General features: G+C 60.5%; 9 protein-coding genes and 3 pseudogenes. 7 read left to right on the top strand and 5 right to left on the bottom strand.

Translation table 11 applies throughout. From position 1 onward, the window contains the following. Positions 1-361 precede the first annotated feature (361 nt). Together ACFQGD_RS12535 and ACFQGD_RS12540 are read left to right on the top strand one after the other, a co-directional pair. Positions 362-2,689, top strand: coding sequence for a glycoside hydrolase family 3 C-terminal domain-containing protein (locus ACFQGD_RS12535; RefSeq protein ID WP_390221145.1), 2,328 nt, complete (start codon positions 362-364; stop codon positions 2,687-2,689). A gap of 180 nt (positions 2,690-2,869) precedes the next feature. Continuing rightward, positions 2,870-4,392, top strand: a pseudogene (locus ACFQGD_RS12540) (IS1634 family transposase). A 92-nt stretch (positions 4,393-4,484) separates the two neighbouring features. On the opposite strand, the gene ACFQGD_RS12545 reads toward ACFQGD_RS12540, so the two are convergent. After that, positions 4,485-5,734, bottom strand: a protein-coding gene (locus ACFQGD_RS12545; protein ID WP_390221048.1) for an IS3 family transposase whose coding sequence is annotated in 2 segments (ribosomal slippage) — positions 4,485-5,461 and positions 5,461-5,734 — 1,251 coding nt in all. Because the reading frame shifts where the segments join, the coding sequence is not laid out codon by codon here. A gap of 73 nt (positions 5,735-5,807) precedes the next feature. On the opposite strand from ACFQGD_RS12545, the gene ACFQGD_RS12550 reads away from it, so the two are divergent. Together ACFQGD_RS12550 and ACFQGD_RS12555 are read left to right on the top strand one after the other, a co-directional pair. Further along, the gene (locus ACFQGD_RS12550) at positions 5,808-6,233 is read left to right on the top strand and encodes a hypothetical protein (protein ID WP_345393112.1); all 426 of its coding nucleotides are present in this window, start codon (positions 5,808-5,810) and stop codon (positions 6,231-6,233) included. A gap of 191 nt (positions 6,234-6,424) precedes the next feature. Continuing rightward, positions 6,425-6,766: a group II intron maturase-specific domain-containing protein gene (locus ACFQGD_RS12555; protein ID WP_345393109.1), complete on the top strand. Its 342-nt coding sequence runs from the start codon at positions 6,425-6,427 to the stop codon at positions 6,764-6,766. On the opposite strand, the gene ACFQGD_RS12560 is transcribed toward ACFQGD_RS12555, so the two are convergent. Continuing rightward, positions 6,747-7,223: a 3-oxoacyl-ACP synthase III family protein gene (locus ACFQGD_RS12560; RefSeq protein ID WP_345393106.1), complete on the bottom strand. Its 477-nt coding sequence runs from the start codon at positions 7,221-7,223 to the stop codon at positions 6,747-6,749. The genes ACFQGD_RS12555 and ACFQGD_RS12560 overlap by 20 nt on opposite strands. Next, positions 7,211-8,194, bottom strand: coding sequence for a 3-oxoacyl-ACP synthase III family protein (locus ACFQGD_RS12565; protein ID WP_345393103.1), 984 nt, complete (start codon positions 8,192-8,194; stop codon positions 7,211-7,213). Before ACFQGD_RS12565 ends, ACFQGD_RS12560 begins: the two co-directional genes overlap by 13 nt. 315 nt (positions 8,195-8,509) lie before the next feature. On the opposite strand from ACFQGD_RS12565, the pseudogene ACFQGD_RS12570 reads away from it, so the two are divergent. From ACFQGD_RS12570 to ACFQGD_RS12580, 3 genes and pseudogenes are all read left to right on the top strand, one after another. Further along, a pseudogene (locus ACFQGD_RS12570) lies at positions 8,510-8,815 on the top strand (thiamine pyrophosphate-dependent enzyme); the annotation flags it as partial. Further along, positions 8,812-9,837 carry a class I SAM-dependent methyltransferase gene (locus ACFQGD_RS12575; protein WP_345393100.1) on the top strand — a complete coding sequence of 342 codons (1,026 nt, stop codon included), beginning with the start codon at positions 8,812-8,814 and terminating at the stop codon, positions 9,835-9,837. The pseudogene ACFQGD_RS12570 and the gene ACFQGD_RS12575, both read left to right, overlap by 4 nt. A 29-nt stretch (positions 9,838-9,866) precedes the next feature. After that, positions 9,867-10,610, top strand: a complete 744-nt coding sequence (locus ACFQGD_RS12580) for an SDR family NAD(P)-dependent oxidoreductase (RefSeq protein ID WP_390221049.1) — start codon at positions 9,867-9,869, stop codon at positions 10,608-10,610. Between the two features lie 241 nt (positions 10,611-10,851). Here ACFQGD_RS12580 and ACFQGD_RS12585 read toward each other — a convergent pair whose 3' ends face one another. Together ACFQGD_RS12585 and ACFQGD_RS12590 are read right to left on the bottom strand one after the other, a co-directional pair. Then, entirely contained in the window at positions 10,852-11,205 is a 354-nt protein-coding gene (locus ACFQGD_RS12585) for a hypothetical protein (RefSeq protein WP_345393097.1), read from the bottom strand. 29 nt (positions 11,206-11,234) lie between these two features. Further along, positions 11,235-12,193 (bottom strand): annotated as a pseudogene (locus ACFQGD_RS12590) (IS481 family transposase). Positions 12,194-12,205: the final 12 nt, after the last annotated feature.

Genomic DNA, 12,205 nt, shown 5'->3' on the forward strand with positions numbered 1-12,205 from the left:
CCTGCTCACTGGGGAAATGCGCGCACGCCCAATTTCACCGCATGCAACATCGGAATGCTTGTTCGATTGCGCCACGAATTTTTCTTCACTCCCGAAGCTTGACTTCATATCAGTTCCAGACGTAGTCTGCGTAAAGACTCGAACGCTGATATAATTCCCGGATTACGAAGATCGCACATGTTCTCATTTGTGCGATATTCCTATTGTAAAGGGAGCTTCTGGCATGTCGCACGCCCCCGACCCGTTCAAGGCGCAAGCCGAACTGCTCCTGTGTCGACTCCCACTGCGTGACAAGCTGTCTGTTATCGCCGGGGAAGGCCCTTGGAGTACCAAACCACTCAGCAGCATTGGCCTGCGTTCAATGACACTGGCGGACGGACCGGCCGGAGTCAGAGGAATACTGTGGGACGAGCGAGATCCATCGGCATGTTTACCCTGCCCGACCGCCATGGGTGCGACATGGGACGAAGAGTTCGTCGAGATCCTGGCAACCTTCCTCGCTAAAGAGGCGAAGCGAAAGGGCGTAGATGCTGTCCTTGGGCCCACCCTGAACCTTCATCGCAGTCCGCTAAGTGGTCGCCATTTTGAGTGTTTCTCCGAGGACCCACTTCTAACTGGACGCCTCGGCGCATCTTTTGTTCGGGGCCTTCAAAGATGTGGCATCGCCGCCTGCCCTAAGCATTACGTTGCGAACGAGTCAGAGACGAATCGATTCACGATCGATGTGCACGTCGACGAACGAACCCTCAGAGAAGTGTACCTATGGCCCTTCGAGCAGGCCGTCGCGGCCGGAGCATGGCTAATCATGTCTGCCTATAACAGCGTAAACGGCCGTACGATGACGGAGAATCAACTCTTGCAAGAACCATTGAAAACCGATTGGGGGTTCGACGGAGTCGTCGTGTCCGACTGGGGCGCGATCCGGTCTACGTCAGCTTCTGCGAACTCCGCTAACGACCTCGCTATGCCGGGCCCTTGCGATTATTGGGGTCCAGCGCTAGCAGAGGCAATCGACTCGGGCGAGGTTCTACTCGAGACGATTGATGAGAAGGTTCGACGCATTTTACTCCTCGCGATGCGGGTGTGCGCTCTGAGCGCATCACACGAAAATACGACTCAGGAGACATTCGAACTCGATGGTCGATCTCTATTACGGGAGGCATCCGCACGATCCATGGTTCTGCTTCGAAATGAGGGAAAGCTGCTGCCATTGAAGTATGGATCCATACGGAAAGTTGCCGTGATCGGTCATAATGCCCTTGACACACAGCACCAGGGGGGTGGAGCTGCGCAGGTCGTGCCGACGAGGACGATTTCAGCATTAGACGGACTCCAGAAGGCCTTCAGCGGCATAGCGGAAGTCGTCTACTGTCCCGGTCGTCGCGATAGCACTGACGATAGCCTGCGGCCGATCCCACTCGAGCAGCTGCGCAATCCTGTGACAGCTGAGCCGGGTTCATCCGTCGAATTCTTCGATCGCGTCGGACGTCTTCTCTCTTCTGAGAGCCGGGCAACATCGCAGTTCGTCTGGTTCGGGCCGCCATTACCGCACGTCGGCCGGATCGTCATCAACACAGAGTTCACGGCGCGCAGCAGCGGGTCCCATCGGCTGGCTATTACCGGACTCGGATCCAACAGAAGCGCGGGCTCATATCGCATACTTGTCGATGAACTGGTCGTCCGCGAAGACGTGGTCCAGACCGCCAATGATGGCAGTCCAAGCGCACTGGCTAGTCCGACTTGGGTCGACGTAAACGTCCAAGTCGGCGAATCGGTTCGTCTATCGGTTACTTATGAGCCGAACGCCGCCTGTCGGTCCGTTGCAATCACGCTGTGCGTTCAGGAGCCGACAACCACAGATGAAACGACCAAGGCGGTAGCCGCAGCGCAGGAGGCTGATCTAGCAATCGTTGTCGTTGGGTCAAAGGCATTCGCCGAGGGAGAGGGTTACGACCGAAAAAACCTTGCGCTTCCTGATGGGCAAGATCAGCTAGTTAGTGCCGTTGCCGCCGCGAACCCCGCCACGGTCGTAGTCGTCAATTCGGGCTCTCCGGTCGTGATGCCCTGGAGCGAACAGGTTCCCGCAATTATCGTGGCGTGGTTTCCGGGGCAAGAATTCGGCGATGCGCTTGGGGACGTTCTCCTGGGACGGCACGAGCCTGCTGGCCGATTACCAACCACATGGCCAGCCGCCGAAGGCGATGTGCCAGTGCTCGAAACGGCTCCCAGTAGCGGGAAGCTAGTTTATTCCGAAGGCGTCCATATCGGATACCGCGCATGGGTACGGGCCCAACGTAAGCCCGCCTATCCCTTCGGCTATGGCATGGGATTCACTGCGTGGAAATATCACTCACTGAAGTTGCCTGATTCGATTCACGCTGGCGAGAATATGATAGTCAATGTGCTGGTAGAGAACATTGGCGACCGGTCCGGAAGTGAGGTTGTTCAAATCTATCTGAAACGACTCCGCAGCGCGATCGATCGACCATCTCTCTGGCTTGCTGGATTCACGCGCCTTATCGCAGATCCGGGGCAGCAACACTGGGTTAACATCGACATCGATGCGCGAGCTTTTCAGCATTGGGACACACAGCAGCGTCAGTGGGCAAATGAGCGTGGGGCGTTCACCCTACTCGCGGGCGGGTGCAGTGAGATTCTTCCGTTGCAGGCGGAGGTTGTCGTCGAGTGACTCGAATTGGTTTACGGGTCTGTGAACCGTCACGGGTTCTCTGCCGCTTCTATACGGGGTGCGGCTCTCCCTGACTTTTGCCACGTTCGGCAGACCGTGACGAGCGCGAGCCGTTGACCTGCGGTTTTGCCTTGGTTGCTGGGCTGATTTGCGCACTAAATGGGGTCGTAGAGTGGCCGGGTGGCGTATGTGCGCACGGTGAAGACGGCTTCGGGGGCGACGGCGGTGCAGATCGTGCACTCGTCGCGGCGGGGGTCGCGCGATATCGAGCACGTTGGTTCGGCGCACGACGACGCCGAGGTGGAGCTGTTGAAGGCTGCGGCGCGGCAGCGGCTGGCTGCTGGTCAGGGCGAGCTCGAACTCGGTCTCGAGTCCGCTGGCCAGGCAGGTGGGAGGGCTGGTGGGCCGTTGCCGATCCGATCGTCGCGGATGGGGCACCTGTGGGATGCGCTCTCGCGGGCGTATGACGCGCTGGGCTTCGATGCCGCGGCCGAGGGTGACGAGGTGTTCCGGGGTCTGGTGTTGGCGCGGATCATCGAGCCGACCAGCAAGTTGGACTCGCTGCGGGTTCTCGACGAGGTTGGGGTGCAGGCGCCGTCGTATCGGACGGTGAACCGTCGCCTGCCGGTGTTCGCCGCCGATGCGTGGCGGGAGCGGCTGGCGGCGGTGTGTGCCGCCCATGCCGGGCTCGGGCCGGCGAGCCTGGTGCTCTACGACGTTTCCACGTTGTACTTCGAGGCGGATGCCGGTGACGGATTCCGCGAGCCGGGGTTTTCGAAGGAGCGGCGGTTGGAACCGCAGATCACGATCGGGCTGCTCACCGACGCGACCGGGTTTCCGTTGATGGTCAACGCGTTCGAGGGCAACAAGGCCGAGACCGCCACCATGCTGCCGTCGATCCAGGCGTTCATGGCCGCGCACCGGCTGACCGACGTCACGATCGTGGCCGACGCGGGAATGATCTCCGACGCGAACAAGCGTGACATCGAAAAGGCTGGGTTGTCGTTCATCCTCGGCATGCGCATCCCCGACGTTCCCTATGTGGTGGCCGAGTGGCGCCAGAAGCATCCCAACACGGCGATCGCCGACGGGCAGATCTTCACCCAGCCCTGGCCCGCCGGGCACACCGACAACCGCCGCGACCAGGTGATCCACTACCAATACAAGCACGATCGGGCCGCCGGACGCTGCGCGGCATCGACGAGCAGATCGCCAAAGCCGAGAAAGCCGTCGCCGGAAAGGTAGCGGTCAAGCGCAACCGGTTCCTCCAGCTCACCGGCGCCACCAAGACCGTCAACCGCGACCTCGAGGCCAAAGCCCGCGCCCTGGCTGGCCTGAAGGGCTATGTCACCAACCTCGAGGGCGCGACCGCGGAGTTCGTCATCGGCGCCTACCACCAGCTGTTCCAGATTGAAAAGTCGTTTCGAATGTCCAAACACGACCTCCAGGCCCGGCCGATCTATGCCCGCAAACGCGACTCCATCGAGGCCCACCTGACCATCGTCTTCGCCGCCCTCGCCGTGTCTCGCTGGATCGAAGACGCCACCGGCTGGTCGATCAAAAAGTTCGTCCGCACCGCCCGCCGCTACCGAACCGTCGAGATCCAGGCAGGCGAACAGACCATCACAGCCGCCGACCCACTACCCGACGACCTCCAACACGCGCTCGACGCCATCAACACGGTCAGCCAGCCTACGCACTAACTTGGCAAAACTCGGGTTGCAGGCGGAGGTTGTCGTCGAGTGACTCGAATTGGTTTACGGGTCTGTGAACCGTCACGGGTTCTCTGCCGCTTCTATACGGGGTGCGGCTCTCGATTGAGGGCAGCATAGTAGGCCTGCTCATGTTCAGCGGGCGGGATCTGTCCGATCGTGCTGTGCAGGCGTCGGTGGTTCCACCAGTCGACCCAGCCGGCTGTCGTGTACTCGACGTCGACCAGGGTCTTCAACGGGCCGCCGTGGAAGACGTCGGTGGCGATGGCCTCGGTTTTGTACAGGCCGATGATCGACTCCATGAGGACGTTGTCGTAGGCGTCGCCGACAGTCCCGATCGAGGGCGCGATGCCCTCGAGGGCACGGTGCTCGGTGTACCGCAGCGAGGTGTATTGCGACCCGGCATCGCTGTGACAGACCAGAGTGCCGGGCTCGACCGGGTGGCCGTGGCGGTCGCGGTCCCACATCGCGATCCGCAGCGGCGTCAGCACCAGGTCGGTCACCTTCGAGGTCGCGGCGTGCCAGCCCACAATCCGTTGGGCGAAGCAGTCCACGACGAAGGCGACATAGACGAACCCGGTCCAGGTCCGCACATAGGTGAAGTCAGCGACCCACCGGGTGTTGGGCGCCGATGCAGTGAAGTCACGGTCCAGCAAGTCCCCGGCCCGGTCGCCCTCACGGCTGGGGATGGTGGTGCGCAGCCTCTTGCCACGTCGTACACCGTTCATGCCCAGATCGCGCATCAGCCGGTCGACCGTGCAGTGCGCTACGTGCAGGCCTTGGCGGCGCAGGTGGGCGGTCATCTTCCGGCGCCCGTAGAGCCCTTCGGGAGTGCCGCGGGTGGCGAGCAGTGCGTCGATGACCACAGCGTCAGACACTATCCGGTCCGCGACTGGCAGATTGGTCTGTCGCCAACTGCGGTAAGTCCGCGCCGCGACGCTGCAGCCGTGCTCGGTGAGCACCCGGCAGGTCGACTCGACGGCGTGGCCCTCGCTGCGCATGTCCTCGATAAAGGCCATGATCAGCGGTTGCGGGGGTCGAGCTCCCCGGCGAAGAAAATCGATGCCTTGCGGAGGATCTCGTTGTCCTCACGCAGCCGACGATTCTCGGCCCTCAACCGCTTGATCTCAGCCGACTCCTCGCTCGTGACACCAGGCCGGTCGCCGGCATCGATGTCGGCCTGGACGACCCACCGGCGCACGGTCTCCTTCCCGATCCCGAGCTGCTCGGCCACGACCTTCGAGACCGCGGTCACCGATGGATAGTCCGACCGGTGCTCAGCGACCATCCGAAGCGCCCGATCCTTCAGGGCCGGGTCCACCTTCTTGGGCATGTGCTCATCCTCCTTGACTTACAAGGAAGCGGCATCAAACCCGTGACGGTTCAAGTCTCGGCAGGACCGATGAGTGTTCGGCGACCGCGAAACCGGCGCCTACCTGTCCAAGTTCGGCTGGACGAAGATCGTCCGGCAGCAGTTGGTGCCAGGCACGGCGTCTCCGGACGACCCGGCCCTGGCCGAGTACTGGGCCGCAAGGCGTCGCAGAAACAAGCCGCCACTGGACCGCACCAGTCTGCGTCTGCTCAGGACGCAGCACGGACGCTGCCCTGAGTGCGGGGATCTCCTGCTGCACGCCGACCGCGAGCCACAAAGCCCCGAACAGTGGCTCCAGGTCACCCGCAGAGCGATCGGCAAACACGCGATCACCGTCGATGCGGGTCCCGGCATGCCGGACGAAGCCGTCACGTTCCGTCTGATACACACCCGCTGCCGCCGTCGGCTCACCGTCGAAAGCGGCACGGAACCAGCACTTCTGATCGCCCGTAAGCCTTAGGCCCTGCCCGAGCCGAGCTGCGGGGAAAGCCCGCATGGCCGGTTCCGAGGGGGCGGGGGCGCAGCAATGCGTCCCCGCTACCCGACTACTGCGGTACCGACCCCGCCCCGGCATGGAACGGGGCCAGGAAATTCATCTTCCTGGGGTTCGACTTCCGTCAGCGCAGAGCGAAACGCAAGGACGGGACGCGGATGACGACGTTCGCCCCGGCGGTGAGCAAGGCTGCCCGGAAACGCATGTCACAGATCATGCGGTCTTGGCGCATCGCCCGCCGCACCGACCTGAATTTCGCTGACCTCGCCAAGTGGATCAACCCAGTCGTGCGCGGTTGGATGAATTACTATGGGGCTTTCCGGCGCTCCGAGCTCTACCCGCTGCTGATGCAGCTCAACGCCATGCTGGCTAAATGGGTCCGCCGAAAATACCGCCGGTTCCGCCGATGGGACCGACTCATCCGCCGATGGAAACAGGTCGTGGCTGAACAGCCTAACTACCTCGCTCACTGGCGATGGGTCACTGGGATCGGACACTGACCGGCACCACAGGAGCCGGATGAAGCGAGAGCTTCACGTCCGGATCTGAGGGAGCCGGGAGGGGAAGTTCCTCCCGGCTACCCGACTCAATGTCGAAAGCCGCCGCGCACATAGCCCCCAAATTTCCCTGCACCCTGCAAGCGGTTGATGGAATCGGCTGGTCCTTCGTCGCAGTCGCGAGCACAATCACGTCGATATCCGCCAGCGAAATTCTGGTATCTTCGATCACTTTCAACAGGGCGAATATAGCGAGGTCTGACGTCGCCTCGTCTTTCGCGGCGATTCGACGCTCCTCGATCTCCGTCTTGTCGAGGATCCATTGTTTTGCCTTGCCGAGTCGCACGCCGAACCCGGCGGTGGCGAGCACCTTTTCCGGCAGATGAGAACCCCGTTCCGACAATCGCAGTTTGCATTGACGAGCTACTCCTTCCGGTTCATGGTGGGTTACTGAGTCCATTCGACGATGACTCCGCCCCACGCGACGCCGGCTCCGAACGATATCGACAGGAGGCGGTCCCCGGAGGACAGGCGCCCGCGCTGAACTGCGTCGTCGAGTGTTACTGGGATCGACGCGGCCCCGGTGTTTCCATACTTCGACACCGTTTCGTGTGTAATAGCAGGATCGATGTCGAGTATCTGTACCCATTCCTTCAACATCGTGCCGTTGGCTTGATGGGGAACAATCAGATCAACATCGGAAAGCGTGATGGCAAGCTGATCGGTCAATTCCGTTACCAGTCCGGGCAGGAGGTTCGCGACCAGGTCCCGGATAAGACGGCCGTTCATGCTCACGTGGTGCAAGCCGGAGGAGAGGGTCGATGGCGAAGCCGGGTTGCGGGAGCCTCCGCCAAGAATCCCGCCGAGGTAGGCCAAGGTGCCGTCGGTCATTAATCGGCTAGCGAGGATCCCGCCGCTGTCGGTTCTGCCGACCACGACAGCGCCGGCACCGTCCCCCAAGAGGGCACTCGCACCTTTTCGGGTGTAATCGACGAAGCGTGAGTAGGCCTCGGCGCCGACGACAAGTACGTACTTGCGCGAACGGTCCGCGATCAGCATGTCGCGAGCGATGGTGAGCCCGTAGATAAATCCCGAGCAGGTCGCCATGACGTCGAATGCCACTGCTTTGGCCGCGCAGAGCTTTGCCTGCACGTAACACGCTGTGGCGGGGGAGGGTTGGTCAGCCGTGCCCGTTGCAAGTATCACCACGTCGAGATCGTTTGCCGCGATACCCGCTGAGTGAAGTGCTCGTTTGCCAGCCCAGGCGGCCAGGTCAGACGTCGCATCCGCCGGTGCGGCTATTCGCCGCTCGTGAATTCCGGTTTTTTCGACGATCTGGTCGATGTCGACATCTATACGCGCTGCGAGTTCGGCATTGTCGAGAACGGTCTGCGGCAGGTAAGAGCCCGTACCGACAATACCAACACCCATGATTGCTCCGATGGTAGGTCGACTGCTTGTCACAAGGCTCCCGTTGCACGACGCCACGAACCAGGAGGCGAGTTCACCTGTGGTGTCCGCCCGTACGGATGACGACGCCATCCGTGCCTGAAGGAGCCCTCTGTGTGCGTCGGCTCTCGCATAGGCAGCATGACACAACGCATCAGCCGCAACTAAGGCAGAGTGACACATTGCGCGAACGCGAAAAGGGCTGACGATGGACGAGCATGCCGAGGCAGTCATCAGCGACGCAACACGTGATGATCTTTGCCGGCGACATACCAACGGAGTTACGCCGAGCGCTAATCCAGCACCGACCTCGGTACGCACGCCCACCGCATCCCGGACTTCGTGCTGCTGGCGGAGTCGATGGGCTGTGTCGGGTTGCGGTGTGAGTCCAAGGACGAGGTCGACGATGTGATCAAGAAGGCGATGGACATCAACGACCGGCCGGTCGTCATCGACTTCATCGTCGGCAAGGACGCTCAGGTGTGGCCGATGGTCGCCGCCGGGACCGGCAACGACGAGATCATGGCCGCCCGAGGCATCTGGCCGCTGTTCGACGAGGACGATCCACACGAGAAATCATCACAGAAATGGAGGAGTGGATGACGACGCTCGATGGCGACAGTTCCCTTCCAGGTGCGCACTTATTCTCGTGGCCCGAGGGATTCAGTCGTATTCCGAATTCAGAATGGACCCGCGCGCCCATCGATGACGCCGGCGAGAACTACGACCGCGCCGGGCGCGATGGTTGGCGAAGGAGCTTCGATCCGATCGTTTCGCAGGCTCTAGCTGTGTTGGAAACCAACGACGTGCTACTGGACTTCTCATGCGGAACCGGACCAGTGACTGAATGTTTGCTAAGTTCAGAGGACCGGCCGATTGGTGTCCTCAACGTCGATCCATCTGCAAAACTTCTCCGCGTAGCCGTCGAGAAATTCCGCGGTGATGATCGTGCCGCCTTCAGGTTACTGGAATGGCTTTCCCAAGATGAACGGTTGGAGCTTTTGACAGAGGTTGTGGACGGTTGCGTACTCGAACGCGTCAAGGTGCTAGCCTCGACCAATTCGGTACACCTGTATCAGAATCCCTACGCAACATTCAAGTCTTGGTTTGACGCACTGCGTCCGGGCAGCATCGTCCTCATTGCGTCAGGAAACATTAGGAATACACAGAGTCCACCCGATAGCTGGATCCTTGGCGACATGGTAATCAAGATAGGCGATATAGTTGCGAACCTTGTCAAGAGGGAACCTGCATTTACGCGATACCGCAGAGTTTTGGAGAACGCCCCAAAAATGTCCAAGCATCGACAGTTCCGCGACTCCATCTTTCCGCCACCGCGAATGCTGGAAAGCTATTTGGAGAATCTCGCCAAATCTGGGTTCGAGGTCCTACACACATTTGAGCAGACCACGTCAGTTCCCTTGAATGACTTCGCTAAAGGTGTGAGCACCTACCACGAGGGTGTACTTAGCTGGATAGGTGGATCAGAAAAGGTCGAGTCCATATCGCCCACGGAGTCCGCCGTTCAGGATAGGTTGTTCTTCATTCGCTACGCCCTTGAGACGCTGTTTCCGGGCAGCGAAGCGATTCCCTTTACGTGGACGTACATCACATGCCGACGCTAACAGTTACTGGATTCAAGGTAGGAAGACCTATGAGCCTTGGCGTGTCGGGAAGAATTGTCGTAATAACGGGAGCGAGTCGTGGTCTGGGCCGTCGGTGCGCAGAGCTATTCGCGAAGGAGGGAGCTTCTCTGGGGTTGCTGTCACGCGACCTTGAACGCCTGAGGCGGCTGGCGGCGATACTCCCTTGCAAAGTTGCTCCTATCCAATGTGACGTGGCAGATGCCAATTCTGTTGCGCGCGCATTTGAAGAAGTAGCATCGGAGCTTGGCGGCGCGGACTCAGTCGTGTCGAACGCCGGTGTTCTCTCTACAACCGCTAAGGCGCAGAATCTGCCAATTGAGGTCTGGAACGAGGTTATCGGAACCAATCTATCCGGCGCTTTTCACGTTGCACGCTACGCGCATCGGTATCTACGTGCTTCCAGGCGAGGGCGCATGGTCTTCGTTTCTTCAGGTGCTGCGCGATTGCCAATGCGAGGGTCATCCTCATATGTGGCATCGAAAGCTGGCATTGAGGGTTTGACTAGGGCGCTATGTTCGGATTGGGCGACTGACGATATATGTGTCAATGCTGTAGCACCCGGCTATATAGAAAACGGTGATCCCAATGTCCATTCCAGCAGAGTTCGCGACTCATTACTCGCAAGAATTCCACTGAGGCGAGCTGGCGATGCGTCCGAGTTCGCGAAGAGTGTGCTATTTCTCGCGGGTGACTTCTCAAGCTATATAACTGGCCAGACGCTACGTGTTGATGGCGGCTATGGAATAGGATAGCGTTCGGTTATTCTGGTCTCTGTACGTAGCTATTATTTATCTTGCGCGCGCCACAAGCACGAAGAGAGGGCCGATGAAGCGTACCCGGTCCTGTCTTGAGAAATGGCGTGTCGGCGCCTGTTATAGAGGCAGTTTAAATTTCAGAAGGAATGCGTTGCCGTCTTCAGTTTTCAAAGATTTACCCTTCGCGTGCGGCATATTGCAGACTTGCGTAAGGACGACATCATCGAGCTTCGTACACTTATTCGCGAGGCTGAACCAAATGGCTAGGAAGCGCGACCGGCGGCCGTCGATTCTGGGTTTGTTCAAATCCACGGTGATCGCCATCGCCGTCTGCGGCGATGGCGATCACGTGCAGCAGGAGCTCGGCGAGTGTCACGACGTATCCTAGCCCACCAGCAGCCAGGCGAGCAGTGTCATCATGCCGCTGCTGGCCAGCGCGTTGCAGGAATTCACGCCGACCACCGAGGAATTGCCCGATGGTGAGCAGCTGATCGTGGCGGGCACCCTCGTGGCATGCCAGAGTTGCGACGCCCACGACGAACTGCACTCCCACGAATACCGCACTATTGAAATCAACCTCCATGTCCGTCACGAACGTTGTGCGACTGCAGGAGATCGGTGTCATCCGGGCGCTTGGGTTTGGGTCTTCTGTCGGAGTCTCTCATAGGGTGTCTGGCCGTTTAGTCCGCCGTGTGGGCGGTCGAAGTTGTAGTAGTCCTGCCACTCCTTGAGGCGGGCGTTGAAGACGTTCACGTCGTCGATCACGGCGCCGTCAAGGAGCTTGTAGAACTCCTCGGCGTCGATGCGGTGGCTGCGCTCGACCTTGCCGTTCAACCGTGGGGTGCGGTGCGGGGCTTGATGTAGACGTGGCCGATGCCTTTGTCGAGGACGTGCCAGTGGAACTGAGTGCCGAACTCGCTACCGTTGTCCGTCTGGATCTTCTCGACAGCGAACGGCAGCTGGGACAGCACGTAGTCGAGGAACTGGATCGCGGTCTTCTGGTTGAGCTTGGGGTAAATCTTGATGATCCGCAGGCGGGTGTAGTCGTCGATCGCGGTGAACTGGTAAAATTTGCCCCGCCGTCCGATCGGCTTGAGCGACACCCCGGCTTTGCCGGCCTGGGGCAGCGGCTCGACGAACTTGACGTCGATCTGCACCTGATGACCGGGGCGCTGCTTCTCGTAGCGTTTCCAACGCCGGTCGTGCCGTTGGTACCGCTGCGAGGTCGGAAGGCGTCCCATGTCCAGGCGGTGCAGGATCCGCCAGATCGTCGAGCCGCTGATCTCCACGTCGTGGTAGCGCCGCAGGTACATCGCGATCTTGCCTGGTCCGAAGTGGTAGTTGCGCCGCAGGTGCACGATCTTGTCGACCACCTCCGCCCGAGTAGCGTTAGGGCTGGTCCGCGGCCGCTTCGACTGGTCGCGCAGCCCGTCGACGCCGTCGGTCTCGTACCGGCGCAGCCACTTGTAGTACGTCTGTCGACTGATGCCGTAGTACCGGCAGGTCTGCGCAACGTTGCCACTGACTTCCTCAACATGACGAAGGACCGCGAGACGTCGACGCACCTCGCGGTCCAACACAGGTTCACTCAC

This window comes from Haloechinothrix salitolerans, assembly GCF_042662605.1.
GTDB classification, from domain to species: Bacteria; Actinomycetota; Actinomycetes; order Mycobacteriales; family Pseudonocardiaceae; genus Haloechinothrix_A; species Haloechinothrix_A salitolerans.

Bases quoted from the DNA above. Each gene is read 5' to 3' on its own strand.
- ACFQGD_RS12555 (WP_345393109.1), top strand. From the start codon at position 6,425: ATGACGACGTTCGCCCCGGCGGTGAGCAAGGCTGCCCGGAAACGCATG.
- ACFQGD_RS12575 (WP_345393100.1), top strand. From the start codon at position 8,812: ATGACGACGCTCGATGGCGACAGTTCCCTTCCAGGTGCGCACTTATTC.
- ACFQGD_RS12565 (WP_345393103.1), bottom strand. From the start codon at position 8,194: ATGGGTGTTGGTATTGTCGGTACGGGCTCTTACCTGCCGCAGACCGTT.
- ACFQGD_RS12560 (WP_345393106.1), bottom strand. From the start codon at position 7,223: ATGGACTCAGTAACCCACCATGAACCGGAAGGAGTAGCTCGTCAATGC.
- ACFQGD_RS12535 (WP_390221145.1), top strand. From the start codon at position 362: ATGACACTGGCGGACGGACCGGCCGGAGTCAGAGGAATACTGTGGGAC.
- ACFQGD_RS12580 (WP_390221049.1), top strand. From the start codon at position 9,867: ATGAGCCTTGGCGTGTCGGGAAGAATTGTCGTAATAACGGGAGCGAGT.